This window comes from Ignavibacteriota bacterium, from assembly GCA_016212665.1.
GTDB lineage: Bacteria > Bacteroidota > Ignavibacteria > UBA10030 > SZUA-254 > FW602-bin19.
Genome location: JACREZ010000006.1, coordinates 56629 through 73381, shown reverse-complemented (window position 1 = coordinate 73381; position 16753 = coordinate 56629). Strand labels below are relative to the sequence as shown.

Here is a 16753-nt window from a genome sequence, read left to right as displayed (position 1 = left end):
TTCCGTGTTTGAGATGTTTCCGCAAATTGAAGAAGTAATCATCTACGGTTCACGGGCAAAAGGAAATTACAGAGAGGGTTCAGACATAGATGTTACTTTGAAGGGGGATAATTTGAATCTCCATGTCGTGAACGACATCAGCAGGAAATTCAGTGAATCGTCAATACCATACAAGGTTGATATTTCTATTTACCGGCAAATCAACGACAAGGATTTACTTGAACACATACAACGTATCGGGAAAGTTTTCTATCGAAGATAAATGTGCGGTGCACTCTTTTTCCAAGTTTAAAGAAATCTGTCTGTTCAGATGATTGTAGAAGGGATAGTGAGTCGCACATGAAATGAAGCGACGATTGGTCAATAACAAAAATATAGAATCAAAATTAAGGTGAATCCATGGAAACTGTAAAAGATAAAGTACGTTCATTGTTAGATACTCTACCGGAGGACTGTACGATGGAAGATATTCAGTACCATCTCTATGTTGTTGAAAAAATTCAACGCGGGATTGAACGCGCTGAAACAGAAGGCACGTTTAGACAAGAAGAAGTTGAACAACGATTTGGTCAATGAACGACAAAAAGGTTGTATGGTCCCCGGAATCTGTTGATGACCTTGATTCAATATCCAAATACATCGCAGTTGATTCAGAAGCGTATGCACAATCAGTGGTGATGAAGATTCTTCGAAAAGCAAGAACTCTTAATGAATTTCCAATGAGCGGAAGAGTTGTTCCCGAATTTAGGAGAGAAGGACTTAGAAAGCAACTAATGAGAACCCCCGAAGGTCTACGAGTCGTAGACCGTCGGGGTTTATCAAATTATCCTGATTGAAATTCTACAATGATACCATCCCTTGCGGATTAATGTGCAAACATAGATGGACTCCACTTGCGAGTGGAGTCCATTTCGCTTTTGTTAAGGTGTTTCCTTAACCGTTTGTTGGCGTAGTTGTAGTGCGGGTAGTCGGAGATTTATACTCCGATTTTTTCTTGTACCCCAACTTTTGTATTTCGTTGGAGTCGCTCCCGTACTGAGCGATGACTTGCTCTGCAACTTCCAACATCCCGTTATGGAATTCCCATTCTTTTGCTGTTGCAATGTCACGTTTCTCGTCTGCAACGCCGTACGCTTGTACTTCTTCCGTTTGCGCCGTTTTCATTGCATCATGAACAGCCTGAATGTCATCCACGCGTGCAGTTGGTTTGCTCGGGGAGTACCCGCTTATCCCTTTCACTGCTTCGAACGCATCAATATCGCGCTGGCGCTGTTTCGGGGATAACCGCTTGACTTCATTTTTCGCCATAGTTTTTCACCACCTTTCTGTACTCAGATTATGCCTCCCCATGATGTCTGCACCCACGAGTTGACATTACGTACAAGGTAATTAACCACAAGGGGAGAATAATTGTTCCGCACGTCGGCCCCTTTCCGTCTTCTTACGGAGGATGGTCGTCCTCAGTCAGAAGATTACCGTCTTCTCAAAGAGGATGGTCATCCTCAGTCAGAAGATTGCTATCTTCTCAAAGAAGATGGTCGTCTTCAGACAGAAGATTGCCATCTTCTCAAGGAAGATGGTCGTCTTCAGACAGAAGATTGCCGTCTTCGGTTCGAGGATGGCGGTCTTTTGTCGAAAATTTGATTGATTTGGCATCATATGAATGATTTTGTTGAAAATACTTCAAAATAAGAGGGAATCATTCCCTGAGTGTAACCGAAGGATAGTAACAGGGGTGTGTTGATTCATTCAATGAGAAGCCGTAGCCGCACTGTTCACGTAGCACATTCAACACAGAAGCGCATCTCCATTGAATTCCGGATAGGTTATCGGCTGGCGATACTTGAATGAAAAAAATGCAGAGTACCGATAATTCCTTCCCCTCCATTTCCATATCATTTTCCATTTCCGTAGATTCATCCCCGTATGAATCGAATTCATTCCAAGGAGAAAATAAAGACCTTAGTCGAAACGTACCGGAAAGAATCGGTAAGCAAAATGAACGAAGCCGAAACCCGTCTCCGGTTCATTGACCCGTTCTTCGAGGCGCTTGGATGGGGAATCCGCAATCCGAATGAAGTGCGGATTGAATCAACACAAGAACTCTTCGAGCATCAAATCAAAGCAACGGATAGAGAGATTGATGAGTTGGTGTATCGGTTGTATGGGGTGACGGAAGATTATATCAATCAAGATTAAGAAGTTATGGAATCGGAAGATTTCTTTAAAAAATTGAGACTGGAAGCAGGACGCTTCATGACATCCAGGAAAAGAATATATCTGGATACAAAATTCTGGATATTCATGCGCCAAGTAGCACAAGGCTTTGCCTCAAAAGAAAAACAGGAAATTTATTCTTTGTTGTCTTACCTCGTTAAAGAAAAGCAAGCAATTTGTCCCTTAAGTTATCATACTTTTAGAGAGCTTTTTAAGCAAACTGACCGAGAATCAAGATTACTAACTGCAGAAATAATGGACAATTTCAGTCAACAGTATTGTTATATCTCTCCAACACAAATAGTTGGTCAAGAACTTGTTATTTTCATTCAAAATGAGCAGGCAAGAATTAAGCAAAAATCTCTGCACGAAAATATTTACTTCGTTTGGACAAAAGTTCCTTTCATTTTAGGGGAATTGTTTCCAACTTGGGATAATGAATCTGAATTTAGTGTTCAAATCCGTAATAAGTTTCTTGAATATTACTCTGATATTTCTTTGAAAGATATTGTTGAAAAACTTTCCATCGGATTACCACACAAAAGTAGCAGTGAACTTATTGAAAAAGTTAATAAAGGAAAAGACGAAAATCAATCTTGGAGTACTTATCATGAAGTTTTTATGCACGAGATTGCTGGAATATTAGATGTTCTCCAAAATGATTTTGAGAAAATGCTGATGTATTATTTTGAGGTTAATACTGGTGAAACTATTTCTATGGAGATTCTTAGAAAACTAAAAGGGGGTAAGATGATAGCTGACCTCATTTATAAAGCGTTTGATAAAAGAAAAATTAGAAAAGAACTTCCTTTCATCAATATTAAAGCAACTATTCATGCACAATATCGATATGATAAATCGCGAAGATTCAAAGAAAACGATATAGAAGATATTGGGCACACAGCTTGGGCGCTTCCTTATTGTCAATACTATTTTACCGAGGACAACTATGCAACTTTAATCAAACAAACAAAAATAGACTTGTATTATTCAACGACTGTTTTGTCTAAGGAAAAAGACATCATTCATGAATTATCAAAACTAATCTAAATTCAAATAGTTCTTTGGTTCAGCGAGGGATAATGAAAACCGTGCGAACGAATTGACGATTATCAATTCGCTGAAGAATATTTTTTGTAGTAACCCCATGCTTCAGCATGGGGTATAACGCAACCACAATTATTGGGCTTCAGCCCACGAACCGGTGGCTAAAGCCACAGTGATTTTTGTTTAGCGTTTCCCCCCACGATAAATCGTGGGGGAAGTAGATTATTTATTTGTCAACCCTCACGATAAATTGTGGGGTTAGTTCAATTCATGTGTTCCGAAAATCGCACCGTTCATACTCCACCCAGCGTCTCCCAAAGGGATCACCTTGTGACCCGCTGTGTGATGAACCCAAATCATAAGTTGGTTCAGCGAGGGATAATGAAAACCGTGTGAATGAATTGGCGATTATCATCTTGCTCAAGAAATTTTTTGTAGTAACCCCATGCTTCAGCATGGGGTGTAACGCACCCACAGTTCTCGGGCTTTAGCCCACGAGCCGGTGGCTAAAGCCACAGTGATTTTTGTTTAGCGTTTCCCCCCACGATAAATCGTGGGGTTAGTAGTTTATTTATTTGTCTAACCTCACGATAAATTGTGGGGTTAGTTCAATTCATGTGTTCCGAAAGTCGCACCGTTCATACTCCACCCAGCGTCTCCCAAAGGGATCACCTTGTGACCCGCTGTGTGATGAATCCAAATCATAAGTTGATTCAGCGAGGGATAAAGAAAACCGTGTGAATGAATTGACGATTATCATCTCGCTTAAGAATTATTTTTAGTAACCCCATGCTTCAGCATGGGGTGTAACGCAAACGCAGTTCTCGGGCTTCAGCCCACGAGCCGGTGGCTAAAGCCACAGTGATTTTTGTTTAGCGTTTTCCCCCACGATAAATCGTGGGGTTAGTAGTTTATTTATTTGTCTAACCTCACGATAAATTGTGGGGTTAATAGTTCATTCGTTTGTCAAACCTCATGATAGAATGTGGGGTTAGTTATCTCATTATAATATAAAAGTGTATGTCATACGTTAAAATATGGATTCATGCTGTTTGGGGTACGAAGAACCGTGAACGCATTTTGTCAAAAGAAATCCGCGAACAACTGTTTCAGCACATCCGAAAGAATGCAAGCGAGAAGAAGATTTATGTTGATACGATCAATGGTGAAATGGAACATGTTCATTGTTTAATCTCGCTGAATGCAGATATGTCAATTGCTAAGGCGATACAGCTCATCAAAGGTGAAGCTTCTCATTGGGCGAACACGAACCAACTGATGAGGAGAAAATTAGAATGGGCGGTTGAATATTTTGCAGTTTCCGTTAGTGAGTCAATGGTCGGGAAAGTGCGGGGGTATATACGAAATCAAGAAGAGCATCATAAGCGAACAAGTTTTAGTGATGAGTTCGATGAATTTATAAAAAAATATGGGTTCGAATATCATGGCTAAAAACAAGTCAAGTAACATCTTGGAAAGGACGGATTTTTTTCTTAAACTTGTGCCGCATTCACATGCACCACGGAAAGATGCAGGAGCGGTTTAACTGGCTCGCCTGGAAAGCGGGTGTACCTTAACGGGTACCGAGAGTTCGAATCTCTCTCTTTCCGCTCAACAACAAATCATTACCTTATCAAATTCTCGGAGGCGTTGCTACTTTTGTATTTCTCTCTCTTTTTGGGTAATTTTGTACCGAAAATTCCTCAATATATGCTCGAACAATATCTCCCTATCGGAATCATGTTACTTATCGGCATCGCCTTCGGGTTGGTGATGGGAAAAGTCAATGAATGGTTCGGTCCGAAAAATTCAAATGAAATAAAACTCTCCACGTATGAAAGCGGTATGCCGCCGGTTCGTTCGGCGCATGAACGCATCTCAGTGAAATTCTACATGGTCGCAATGCTCTTCATCATTTTTGATATTGAAGTTGTGTTTCTCTATCCGTGGGCTGTCAACTTCCGTGAACTCGGTTTGTTCGGGTTTATCGAGATGCTTGTGTTTATCGTGATTTTAATGTTGGGCTTTTTATATGTCTGGAAAAAAGGGGCGCTTGAGTGGACAAGTGAGCGGACAAAAAATAACAGTGCAATCCTGAACGAGAAAGTTCTCTGAGAACATGGCTGACTTTTCTGATTTATTAGTATTTACAAAACTTGATGAACTCATCAAGTTTGCACGGAAGAATTCTCTGTGGCCCATGCCGATGGGAATTTCCTGTTGCGCAATTGAAATGATGGCATTCGCCGGACCCCGATTCGATGTTTCCCGTTTCGGTTCGGAAGCGTTTCGTTTTTCTCCCCGCCAAAGTGATTTAATGATTGTCGCCGGAACGGTGACGTATAAAATGTCGCACGTCGTCCGAAAGATTTATGACCAGATGCCCGACCCGAAATGGGTAATCGCAATGGGCGCTTGCACATCTTCCGGCGGAATGTATCGCTCATACTCGGTTGTGCAGGGGATAGACCAGTTTATCCCGGTTGATGTGTATGTCGCAGGTTGCCCGCCTCGCCCCGATAATTTGCTGAAAGGGTTGATGGAAATTCAAAAGAAAATTGCACGAGGCGAAAAGCCGGGACAAAAAGAAAAGATTTACATCGAGGAGACGTTTCAGGTCTGATGAACCAACGCATTGTTGAAAAACTACAATCTCATTTTGCCGATTCGATTGTTTCGGTGAATGAGTTTCGCGAAGAACTTACCATTGTTATTAAGAAAAATGATATTGTGAAGGTCTGTCAATTCCTTCGTGATGATGACGAACTGAAATTCGATTCTCTTCGTGATGTCTGCGGCGCAGATTATTACCGTCCGGAAGGGCGGTTCGAGGTTGTCTATAATCTCTACTCGCTGAAAAATAAATTTCGCATGAGACTCAAAGTCCGCGTAGAAGAAGAGAACGTACACGTTCCAAGCGTTACGTGTGTATGGCAATCGGCAGACTGGGCAGAGCGCGAAGCGTACGACATGTTCGGTATCATCTTCGATAACCATCCCGACTTACGGCGCATTTATATGCCCGAAGGATTTGAGTATCATCCTCTTCGAAAAGAATTTCCGCTCATGGGAATTCCGGGGTCACTACCGTTACCAAGAAAAAATTGATTACTGGGGATTAATTGTCAATAGTGAATGGTCAATTGTCAATAGCCAATAATTATCAGTCATATTGCAACTCCTTCAAACCTGAAACCCCAAATCCGTAACCGCGAACCAAAACTACAAACAAGAAACTAAAAACTCTTTTCGAGACAGAGCAATAAGTAATGAACATCCCCATCACCGAATCTCAACTAAAAATTCTTCGTGCGCTTGAGAATCAGGACACGACAATAACATTCGACGACCCGCTCGAATCGGATATGGTGTTGAACATGGGACCGCAACATCCCGCAACGCATGGTGTGCTTCGTTTGATTATCCGGCTCGATGGAGAAACTGTCGTTGCGGCAGTTCCTGAACTTGGTTACTTACATCGCGGCTACGAGAAACTCGCGGAAAATATGTCGTTCCACGAGTTCATTCCTCACACAGACCGGCTCGATTATCTTTCAACGCTTGCAAATAACGTAGCGTATGTTCTTGCCGTAGAAAAATTGGCAGGCATCGAAGCGCCGAGACGCGCGCAATTCATTCGTGTTATCTGCGCTGAACTTGCTCGCTTGACTTCGCATCTCGTAGCGCTCGGAACGATGGTGATGGATACAGGGGCGGTGACAATTTTGCTTTGGGCATGGCGCGAACGTGAGAAGATTCAGGACATTCAGGATGAACTGACAGGTGTTCGCTTCACAACAAGTTTTACTCGTGTCGGCGGATTGGCTCAGGATATGAGCGATGCTTCGCTTTCGATGATTAAGGATTTCATCCAACAGTTTCCTGAGAAATTAATCGAGTGTGAGAAGTTAGTTCTCAAGAATCGCATCTTCATACAGCGGTGCGAAGGGATTGGCGTTATTTCGAAAGAAGATGCAATAAGTCTTGGGTGGACAGGACCGAATCTTCGTGGGAGCGGCGTTGACCATGACCTGCGTCGAGATAATCCGTATCTCGTTTACAACGAACTTGATTTCCATGTCCCTGTTTATAATGACGGAGACACGCTTGCCCGCTTCTATGTTCGGTTGCAGGAAATGCGCGAGAGTGTGAAAATCATCCAACAGTGTTTGGAGAAAATGCCGCAAGGACCGATTCACGCATCGAACCCGAAGAAAGTTCTTCCGAGAAAAGAAAACATTTATGGCAAGATGGAAGAACTGATTCATGATTTCATGATTGTGAATTTCGGAATCAATCCTCCGGTCGGAGAAGTCTATCATGCAATCGAAGCCTCGAAGGGTGAACTCGGATTTTACATTGTCAGCAAAGGAGAAGGTGTTCCGTGGCGATTGAAAATCCGCTCTCCATCATTTGTTAATCTGCAAGCGATGCCGCTTCTCGTCAAAGGTCATCTCATCTCCGATGTCGTTGCAATCATCGGAAGCATTGACCCGGTGATGGGAGAGGCTGATAAGTGATAGTGAAAAGTTCAAAATTAAAAGTTACAAAATAACACTTTTAATTTTTCACTTTTAATTTTTAATTGATTTATGTTAAGCGAAGAAAATCTTAAAAAAATCGAAGCGTTGAAACCGCGGTTTCAAACGACACAAGCATTAACACTTCCCGTCCTGTGGATGATTCAACAACAACACGGTTGGATTTCCTCCGAAGCGATGCAATATGTTGCGCAGTTGTTAAATGTGCCGGTGAGTCATGTCTATGGCGTGGTTACGTTTTACACGATGTACAACCAAAAGCCGGTCGGGAAATATCATTTACAAGTCTGCACAAATGTTTCCTGCATGTTGAACGGCGGAGGAGAGTTGCGTGACCATGTTTGTAAACGACTTGGAGTGAAACTCGGGGAAACAACATCTGACAACCGTTTTACCGTCACGGAGGTTGAATGTCTCGGTTCGTGCGGCACCGCTCCGATGATGCAAGTGAATGATGACTATTTCGAGAATCTTTCGCTTGAACAGGTAGATGAATTATTGGAGAAACTAAATTGAATCTGGTTAGCGGTTACTGGTTTGTGTTTTGAAAAATAATGAAAATGGTAGGACAGACATTCCAGTCTGTTTCTCCTCAACATGAAAATGAACATGACAGAATTTGAAAAAATAATCCTTACTGAAATTCCCAATCTTCACAAGATTGATGTCTATGAACAACACGGGGGATATTCCGCGCTCCGAAAAGTGCTGGGAATGACTCCCGATGCAGTCATTGATGAAGTGAAGAAATCAAACCTGCGCGGTCGGGGCGGCGCGTGTTTTCCTGCCGGGTTGAAGTGGTCGTTCATGCCGAAAGTTTCTTCGAAGCCAAAATATCTCTGCGCAAACGGAGATGAAAGCGAACCGGGAACATTCAAGGACAGACAAATCTTCGAATACAATCCACATGTGTTTATCGAAGGCGCATTGATTGAGGCGTATGCCATTGGCGCGCAAATGGTGTATGTTTACATCCGCGGCGAATATAAAAAGTGGATTGACCTGCTTCAGGTTGCAATTGATGATGCGTATCAGAAAGGATACATCGGACAGAACATCCTCGGTTCAGGATTCACTACTCATATACAAGTTTATCGTGGTGCAGGCGCGTACATTTGCGGCGAAGAATCTTCTCTGATGAATTCAGTTGAAGGTGGTCGCGGTTACCCGCGAGTGAAGCCGCCGTTTCCTGCACAATCAGGAATGTGGGGTTGTCCGACAACCATCAACAATATTGAAACAATCAGTAACGTTCCTGCGATTATCAATCGCGGGTGGGAATGGTACTCGAAGATTGGCGCACCGAAACATCCTGGTCCGTTATTGTATGGAATTAGTGGGCACGTGAATAAGCCGGGAGTGTTTGAGTTGCCAACCGGAGTTCTTCTCACAGATTTGATTTACAATTACTGCGGTGGAGTGAAAAACGGAAAGAACATCAAAGCAGTTATTCCCGGCGGCTCATCAACGATGTGGTTGCGAGGCGAAGAACTTGAAGGAGTTCGGATGGATGCGGACTCGCTCAAAGCAGTCGGCACTTCGATTGGAACTGCAGGTGTGATTGTGATGGATGAAGATACGGATGTCATTAAAGTTCTGACACGCATTGCACATTTCTATCACCATGAATCGTGCGGACAATGTACGCCCTGCCGCGAAGGAACAGGGTGGATGGAGAAAATTCTCAGGAGATTTCTCGCAGGTGAAGGAACTCTGCAGGATATTGATTTGCTTCTCGATGTTGCGAACAACATTGAAGGAAATACAATCTGCGCTCTCGGCGATGCCGCCGCATGGCCCGTGCAAAGTGTGATTAAAAAATTCAGAGGTGAGTTTGAGAAGAGGGCGAAGAAATCACCAAGCGTTACGCGATATGTGAAGCCGCCGCATTTGGTGGAAGTGACTGCGGTTTAGGGTTTTGTTAATTATACCTGCCTGTTAAAAGTTCTGCTATTCCGAATTTCATGGATGATTTCATCGGCGGTTTCTGTTGATTCCCAAGCGCCATAGGCTTCATAGAAGATCGTATTTCTATCTCTGTTGTATTTCTTGACAGAAAGAGTAAGTTTAGAAATTAGTTCAAGTTTATTGGATGGACTGAGGTTTTCAAGCAAACGCAAGTAACCGTCAATGAGAGTTGTATTGATGTCAATTGCTTTCATTACACCTTTGTATGGAAATTTTACATTGATTCATTTTTTTTGAATCTGTTTCTAAGATAAAAGTATTCACCGGATGAAAAAAATAATCGCGTTCTAATTATTATGTGCCCCCTCCGCAATCCATCTTCGCAACCCGCGCTTCTGGTTATCGTTCAACGGTTGACGATACAATGGCATTTGCTGTCCGTTCGTTCCTTCAACACGCCAGATTAATTTACTGTTTTCCGGGTCGCCGGGAGTGACAATATCAATTCGGTTCATCATGTTTTGGTATGAGTCAAGACTGAAACCTTGTCGGTCAAGAAATGTATCGGGTCCGTGGCATCCGGCAAAGGCACAAGCACGGTCAAATAACGGCTGAACATGCTTACCATAACTCACGTTTGTTTCCGGGAAAACAATCTCGTTCACTTTTTCTTCTGTTGTGTCGTCTTCACAGGCGAGGTTTATTAAACTCCATGAAAAGAGAAGGGAAAGAGCAAGGAAACTTGTAATTTTTCCCTGAGTAAAAATATCTATTAGACGTTTCATTTTTTTATCAATTATACTTTACAACTACAAACGTAATATCATCGTGCTGTTCTGCCGAACCTTGGAAGTGTTGAACAGAACGCATCAACTCATCTTGAAGTTCCGAGGCAGAGCGCTTGCGGTTTGTTTCTACCAAGTTACAAATTGTATCTTCACCGAACAACACTTGTTGTTCGTTCATTGCTTCAGAAAGTCCGTCGGAATAAAAGAAGAACAATGAATCTGCCTCAAGCGGACGTTTCACTTCTTCCAGACTTTGTTCGAAAATCGGTCCTCGTTCCAAGCCAAGCCCGATTCCTTTGGAACTGAGATAATCAAACTTACCGTTTGTGCCGATGATTGCCTTATTGTGTCCTGCGCGGCAAATTTGCACGGTGTTGTTTTCCAAATCAAACAATGCAAGCACCATCGTGATAAACGATTTACGCTCAATTCCTTCATACAGCCGTCGGTTGACATGAATGAGCATATCACGCGGCGACTCGTACATGTGCGATGCAAGTTGTATCATCCCTTGGATCTTTGACATGTACAATGCGGCAGACATTCCTTTGCCGGAAACATCGGCAACGACAACGAGAAGTTTTTTCGGACCGAGTTGAATGTAATCGAAGTAATCGCCTCCGACAGAAAGCGCCGGAAGTGAAAGTCCTGAAATATCGAGCCGTTCGATTTTCGGGCTTCGTTTTGGAAGAAGACTTTGCTGAATCTTTCTCGCGATTTCAAGTTGCTCTTCCATTTTTTGTTTTTCAAGTTCAGAAAGATGAAGACGTCCGTTTTCAATCGCTATCGCCGCCTGACTTGCAACAGTCGAGAGCAAATCAATATCTTCTTGTGAATAGACTTTACCCGACATTTTTGGTCCAACATTGATAGTTCCAATCAATCTATCTTGCAAAAACATCGGAACTGAAAGGACGACACCTGAGTGTAGTATTTTCTCTTTATCTTCATCCGAAAGAGGAACTGAATCGGGTTCTTCTGCCAATAATCCGAATGACTGCGGATGTTTTGTTTTCTTTAGTAACTCGATGAGGCCGTTCTGGCTTTGAATGAACTTCGAGTATTGCTCAGGAATATTTTTGGAGACAGAGGAACATCCTTCTTTTTCATCACATAAGACGACGGAAATCTTCTCGACGTGCATCGTCGTTGAGATTCGATTAACAATTGAGTTCAGGATTTGTTCAAGGTTCATCAGTCGCGGGAGTTCCTGGCTGAATTCAAGCAACGCCTTTTGATAGTTGTAACGCTCCTGATAAAACTTTCTATCCACTAACGCTTGTGTTCGTTTTTTGACCGGTTCAAACACCAACGCAATGGAAATCAGAGCGAGTGCGTTGACGAGTTTGTTTTCCTCCGTTCCCATGAAATAAGTTAATAGACTTCCAACGCCAAACACGATAAAGAGATAAATGGAAGCAAGCGCGGCAGTGACCGTTCCATAAATCAAACTTCGTTTGATAATCAAATCAATGTCCATAAGGCGATAATGGAAAATACTGTAGCCAAATGCAATCGGAACGTTGATGATGAGGATTCCCGGAATAAACATCGCGGGATTGAGGAAAATCAAAAACACATTGACCCGACCGATAATAAAAATGTAGAGGAATGAGGCAATCCCGACGATGGCGGAAAAGAGAATCGGGCGGAGTTCTTTTCGTTTTGATTTATCTACACGGGTGAAATAACTGTGAGCGAAAATCAACAAGCCACCGACATAAAATATATACGGAAAAAGGAATGGTATGAACGCTAATGGATTATTTTGTCCTTGAATAAAGAAGATGCTGATAATCGAAGCAATACTTACAATGTACATTGTCCAATGAATCCATCGTTTTTGAAATTCTTTTCTTTGGACGGGGAAGTAGAAGAAGAATCGTAAAAAGAGCGGTGGCGCGATGATGCGTGCTAATCCGGCAGATAACCCGATGATTGCAGTTTTCGTCCAATGACTTCCGGCAGGAATATCAGGAAAGACTAACGCAAAGAATAACATCGAAGCAAGACTGTAGTTTGCAAACATACGTTGGATTGCGCCTTGTGGTTTGGTGAGCACAACAACATATCCGACAATAAGGAATCCCAGTCCGAGAAAGAAGTTTGCAAAATAAACAATGTTAAATACTTTGAAAATCTGTACTTGAGTTTCAACACGTCCTGTTGTTCGACCGACAAGGTACGTTGCAAAATCTCCTGAAGGGACTTCATTAATTACTGTCTGCATGTTCAGCGCAGAGTTTCCATAGCCCTTCCCATTTATTGCAATCAGCGTGTCACCGTTTTTTATTCCCGCTTTATCAGTGACTCCGCCGGGGACCACATCGGTAATAAGTAAATAGTCTGAATCTTTAATATTTCTCCACGCACACTGGTCGTTGCCGGTAGCATTATAGACCATAATGGAAAGGCAATTCCACACACTCACGGAAAGAACAAGAACCACAAGTATGGTATAGTAAATGCGTCTTCCGCGTGGCGAAAGGGATGATAAAGGATTCTTCATATGTTGTCAAAATAAGAAAGGCGATTTCAAAATCAAAGGAATTTGTTTGTAGATAAAAGTAAACTTTGTATATTCTCAAGCCAAAATATGCAAAATTAAACAACTAATTTTTCCTTTTGCATTTTGAATTTTTCATTTATACGGGGCCGTAGCTCAGCTGGGAGAGCGCCTGAATGGCATTCAGGAGGTCGTGGGTTCGATCCCCATCGGCTCCACTACAAGAAAAATTATTCCTTGGATTTATAGAGAACGTCCCGCTACGGCGGGAAGGTCATGGGCTCTCTCCCCATCGGCTCTACCTAAAAAAGGAAATAATATTTTTCTCTTCATTGAAGAGTGACCCGCTAAGGCGGAAAAGCCGTGAAGTTTTCGGCTACACATTTACTAAGACCATCGGTTTTTACTGATGGTCTTTTTCTTTATCATTAACTTTTAGATTTACTATGGGTGAACGAGTAGAACAATTTAATGCATTCCGTTCGAAAATGAACGAACGGATTTTGAAGGAGGACAACCGCGCAATCAAACGTTTCTTCGGTGTAGATACATTGACATACGAAGAAGGGAAACTCGACATCAAAACAAAAGAGATGCTCGGACTTGTCGCATCGATGGTTCTCCGTTGCGACGATTGTATTTCCTATCATATTCAACGTTGCAAAGAAGAGGGCGTAACGAACGATGAACTTTTTGAAGTGTTCAGTGTCGCGCTCGTCGTCGGAGGTTCAATAGTGATTCCGCATTTGCGGAGAGCCGTCGCATTCCTTGATGAACTTGACGTGAAGTAAATGAACAGCCTCCCCAAGCTGAGTGCGTCGTTGCGGGAACAATTGCTTCTCAGTCTCATTCATTCCACACTCGATTTTTGTTTCGTTACTAATGCGAAACGAACAATTCAATTTGTTAATCCAACTGTTCTGTCAAGAACGGGATTTCAGGAGGATGAATTGCTGGGCAAAAAAGATACAATGCTCTTAAGAAAAGAACACCGAGCCGCGTACACCTCACACGTGTTCAAACATCTAACGGAAACAGGCGAATGGCTGGGCGAACTTTCATTCATTACAAAGCAACATGAGACATTACAATTGATCGCGGCGGTCAGTGCAATGTATGATACGAATGGTAAGTTCGCGGGAAGTATTGTTGTCGGGCATGACATCAAACAAGAAACAATCGCAGAGCAACGCTCATGGAAATCCGATTCGCAGTTGCAGCAGATTTTTAATGCGATGAAGGATGCTGTGTTACTTCTCGATAGGAAAGGGAGAATTGTTATGACGAATGAAGCATTCTGCCGAATGTTCGGTTGCCAGCAAGAAGAATGTGTGGGTATGCAACTGAGCAATTCGTGGCTTGATACATCGGAGCAAAAACATTTGAAGCAGGCATTCAAAATTGTGGAGCGGGAAGGAACGCTTGCCAATTATTTATTGACAGGAACAAAGAGTGATAACGCAAAAATTATTTTGAGTTGTTCTTTTTCTCAGTTGAAAAAAAATACGGGAACAAAAGTTACCTATATCGTTTCGCTCCGAGATGTGACGAACGTTCATTACTCGGATGAACTAAGCAAAACAAATGAACGCTTGGATAGACTCACATCGGAGGTTCACCTAAAAACATCAATGCTTGAGGCGTTGAATGAGATTCACCGTCTCGTACTGAAAAATGCATCGGTTGAAAAAATATTTCGTGCGATTATTGAGAACATAAGAAAAATACTTGTTCACGACCTGGCAGGAATTTATGTATTTCATCCCGACACAAAAGAGTTTGTTCCACATACCATGTCGAAGCAAACAGAATTTTCAAAACTCCTTGCTCAGCTTCCTTTACGATTGGGGGAAGGAATCATCGGCACGGTAGCGAAATCCGGGAAGATGATTCTGGTGAATAATGCGCAAAATGATCCTCGCTCGAAATATCCTCCCGGCATGAAACCGGAAAAAGAGCATTTTATCGCCGCGCCGTTGAAAGACAAAGATTCATTGTATGGAATATTGGTTGTTGCGCGCCACCGAAATCCTGAATTTATCGAGGAGGAAGCACAACTCTTAAAATCCTTTGCTGATGCTACCACAATAGCCCTGGAAAATGTACGCCTCGTACGTCAGACTTGGAGTGAATCAGTGAAGAAACGACTTAGTAAATGAAGTGACGGGCTACGAATACACTTGTAGAAAAAAAGAATCGCTACCAAAGAAACAGTATGGATATTTTTGACTTTTTAGGATTGAATGTGTTACTCGTCGGAGGTGTATTACTTTTTATTATCATCTATCTCATCTTTCTGGTGAAGAAGAAACGAACCGGTTTATTTACACACAAAAAAAAATGAGTACCTCTTTATGATTGTTATGAAGTTCGGTGGGACTTCCACTCAGGATGCAAAAGCGCAATCTAATGTTGCATCAATAATTCACAACCATGTACACCTGTCCCCTGTTGTTGTTATCTCCGCTATTGCAAAGGGAACGAATTATTTAGAACGAGCAGGAAAATTTGCAGAGCAAGGTAATTCTGAAGAAGCAATTGCACTTCTCACGGAATTGTTCGCGCGACACTACCAGATTCTCGAAACAAATGTTCAAGACTCTACTCGGAAAAAAGGAGTGCTGGATGTCATCCAGCATTCATTCAATGAATTGAAAGAACTTGTACGCGGTGTCTCGATTCTCCGCGAACTTACGCCTCGAACACTTGATGCCTTTTATTGTTTTGGTGAACTACTTTCTTCCCGCTTGATTGCCGCAACTTGTCAGGAAAAAGGTATTGATGCAGTTTGGCTGGATACGAAAGAATTTATGGTGACCGAGGCAAACCACAATCGTGCGATGCCTATTATGGAACTTGTACAGGAAAAACTATCCGTAATTGCATTGCCGTTGATTCGGCAAGGAAAAGTAATTGTTACACAAGGATTTATTGGTATTACACAAAACGGTTTTCGTACCACGATGGGGCGGGAGAGTTCTGATTATTCAGCAACAATAATCGGTGCGGCGCTCAACGCGGATGAAATTCAAATCTGGACAGATGTTGATGGAATTTTGACTGCAGACCCGCGTGTTGTTTCATCACCTAAAAAAGTAAAGACAATGTTACCCGAAGAAGCGTTTGAGTTATCCTACTTTGGAGCAAAAGTTTTACATGCGAATTCAATGCTACCCGCGTTGGAAAAAAATATTCCGGTTTCCATCCGTAATTCTATGAATCCCAGCCATGATGGGACGAAAGTGACAACCGGTTCAAACACGAAATCGTGTATAAAATCTATCGCTTACAAGAACAATGTCAGTGTCATAACACTGAGCCCTTACAAGAGATACGGGCAGTTTATTTTTTGGGAACACGTGTATAACATTCTTACCAAATACGATGTAACAGCAAACGTGACAACAACATCAGAATTTAATGTGGCTCTTGCATTAGATTCGAAATATAATCTGACAGCAATAGTACATGAATTATCTTCAGTCGGAAAAATAACAATGTTCGACAGGAAGGGAATCGTGTGTGTCGTAGGATTCGGAATTCAACAAACCCCTGAATTTCTCAGTCGAATATTTGCATCACTTCAAGGAATGAAACTTTCCGTAATTTCGTTCGGCGCTTCTAAGTCAAGCATTACCCTCGTGTTGAATGAACAGGAAGTTGAACATGCCGTTCGTCAACTTCACAGAGAATTTTTTGAAGGAGAGATTGATGTTGAATTGTTTGAGCAAAATCTTCAGGAGTGA

The 16753-nt window shown here is 42.2% G+C and carries 20 protein-coding genes and 2 tRNA genes; 18 read left to right on the top strand and 4 right to left on the bottom strand.

Annotated elements, in window-relative coordinates:
- The first annotated feature begins 13 nt into the window (after positions 1–13).
- The 3 genes from HY960_02150 to HY960_02140 all read left to right on the top strand — a co-directional run bounded on the left by HY960_02150 (position 14) and on the right by HY960_02140 (position 836).
- Positions 14–262, top strand: a complete 249-nt coding sequence (locus HY960_02150) for a nucleotidyltransferase domain-containing protein (protein ID MBI5214534.1) — start codon at positions 14–16, stop codon at positions 260–262.
- Between the two features lie 137 nt (positions 263–399).
- Positions 400–576, top strand: a complete 177-nt coding sequence (locus tag HY960_02145; GenBank protein ID MBI5214533.1) for a hypothetical protein — start codon at positions 400–402, stop codon at positions 574–576.
- Positions 573–836, top strand: a complete 264-nt coding sequence (locus HY960_02140; GenBank protein MBI5214532.1) for a type II toxin-antitoxin system RelE/ParE family toxin — start codon at positions 573–575, stop codon at positions 834–836. Before HY960_02145 ends, HY960_02140 begins: the two co-directional genes overlap by 4 nt.
- Positions 837–933: 97 nt before the next feature.
- Here the strand turns inward: HY960_02140 and HY960_02135 are convergent, their stop codons facing one another.
- Positions 934–1308, bottom strand: a complete 375-nt coding sequence (locus HY960_02135) for a hypothetical protein (protein MBI5214531.1) — start codon at positions 1306–1308, stop codon at positions 934–936.
- 102 nt (positions 1309–1410) lie between these two features.
- Here HY960_02135 and HY960_02130 point away from each other — a divergent pair, with 102 nt between their 5' ends.
- The 11 genes from HY960_02130 to nuoF all read left to right on the top strand — a co-directional run bounded on the left by HY960_02130 (position 1411) and on the right by nuoF (position 9719).
- Complete coding sequence (locus HY960_02130; protein MBI5214530.1) at positions 1411–1644, top strand: hypothetical protein; 234 nt, start codon at positions 1411–1413, stop codon at positions 1642–1644.
- A 282-nt stretch (positions 1645–1926) separates the two neighbouring features.
- Entirely contained in the window at positions 1927–2199 is a 273-nt protein-coding gene (locus HY960_02125) for a hypothetical protein (GenBank protein ID MBI5214529.1), read from the top strand.
- 105 nt (positions 2200–2304) lie between these two features.
- Entirely contained in the window at positions 2305–3267 is a 963-nt protein-coding gene (locus HY960_02120; GenBank protein MBI5214528.1) for a hypothetical protein, read from the top strand.
- A 1017-nt stretch (positions 3268–4284) separates the two neighbouring features.
- The gene (tnpA, locus tag HY960_02115) at positions 4285–4716 is read left to right on the top strand and encodes an IS200/IS605 family transposase (protein MBI5214527.1); all 432 of its coding nucleotides are present in this window, start codon (positions 4285–4287) and stop codon (positions 4714–4716) included.
- A 71-nt stretch (positions 4717–4787) separates the two neighbouring features.
- A tRNA-Ser gene (locus HY960_02110) sits at positions 4788–4874 on the top strand.
- Positions 4875–4974: 100 nt separating this feature from the next.
- On the top strand, positions 4975–5379 hold the full coding sequence (ndhC, locus tag HY960_02105; protein ID MBI5214526.1) for an NADH-quinone oxidoreductase subunit A: 405 nt from the start codon (positions 4975–4977) through the stop codon (positions 5377–5379).
- Positions 5380–5383: 4 nt separating this feature from the next.
- Positions 5384–5887: an NADH-quinone oxidoreductase subunit B gene (locus HY960_02100; protein ID MBI5214525.1), complete on the top strand. Its 504-nt coding sequence runs from the start codon at positions 5384–5386 to the stop codon at positions 5885–5887.
- Positions 5887–6372, top strand: coding sequence for an NADH-quinone oxidoreductase subunit C (locus HY960_02095; protein MBI5214524.1), 486 nt, complete (start codon positions 5887–5889; stop codon positions 6370–6372). The genes HY960_02100 and HY960_02095 overlap by 1 nt, the downstream gene beginning before the upstream one ends.
- A 161-nt stretch (positions 6373–6533) precedes the next feature.
- Entirely contained in the window at positions 6534–7784 is a 1251-nt protein-coding gene (nuoD, locus tag HY960_02090) for an NADH dehydrogenase (quinone) subunit D (GenBank protein MBI5214523.1), read from the top strand.
- Between the two features lie 72 nt (positions 7785–7856).
- Positions 7857–8321 carry an NADH-quinone oxidoreductase subunit NuoE gene (gene nuoE / locus HY960_02085; GenBank protein ID MBI5214522.1) on the top strand — a complete coding sequence of 155 codons (465 nt, stop codon included), beginning with the start codon at positions 7857–7859 and terminating at the stop codon, positions 8319–8321.
- Positions 8322–8408: 87 nt separating this feature from the next.
- Positions 8409–9719 carry an NADH-quinone oxidoreductase subunit NuoF gene (gene nuoF, locus HY960_02080; GenBank protein MBI5214521.1) on the top strand — a complete coding sequence of 437 codons (1311 nt, stop codon included), beginning with the start codon at positions 8409–8411 and terminating at the stop codon, positions 9717–9719.
- 11 nt (positions 9720–9730) lie between these two features.
- Here the strand turns inward: nuoF and HY960_02075 are convergent, their stop codons facing one another.
- The 3 genes from HY960_02075 to HY960_02065 all read right to left on the bottom strand — a co-directional run bounded on the left by HY960_02075 (position 9731) and on the right by HY960_02065 (position 13010).
- Positions 9731–9967, bottom strand: coding sequence for a hypothetical protein (locus HY960_02075; GenBank protein ID MBI5214520.1), 237 nt, complete (start codon positions 9965–9967; stop codon positions 9731–9733).
- A gap of 93 nt (positions 9968–10060) precedes the next feature.
- Positions 10061–10498: a hypothetical protein gene (locus HY960_02070; GenBank protein ID MBI5214519.1), complete on the bottom strand. Its 438-nt coding sequence runs from the start codon at positions 10496–10498 to the stop codon at positions 10061–10063.
- Positions 10499–10505: 7 nt separating this feature from the next.
- Entirely contained in the window at positions 10506–13010 is a 2505-nt protein-coding gene (locus tag HY960_02065) for a SpoIIE family protein phosphatase (protein MBI5214518.1), read from the bottom strand.
- Between the two features lie 142 nt (positions 13011–13152).
- On the opposite strand from HY960_02065, the gene HY960_02060 reads away from it, so the two are divergent.
- From HY960_02060 to HY960_02045, 4 genes are all read left to right on the top strand, one after another.
- A tRNA-Ala gene (locus HY960_02060) sits at positions 13153–13225 on the top strand.
- A gap of 228 nt (positions 13226–13453) precedes the next feature.
- Positions 13454–13798, top strand: a complete 345-nt coding sequence (locus HY960_02055) for a carboxymuconolactone decarboxylase family protein (GenBank protein MBI5214517.1) — start codon at positions 13454–13456, stop codon at positions 13796–13798.
- Entirely contained in the window at positions 13799–15166 is a 1368-nt protein-coding gene (locus HY960_02050) for a PAS domain S-box protein (GenBank protein MBI5214516.1), read from the top strand.
- Between the two features lie 195 nt (positions 15167–15361).
- On the top strand, positions 15362–16753 hold the full coding sequence (locus tag HY960_02045; protein ID MBI5214515.1) for an aspartate kinase: 1392 nt from the start codon (positions 15362–15364) through the stop codon (positions 16751–16753).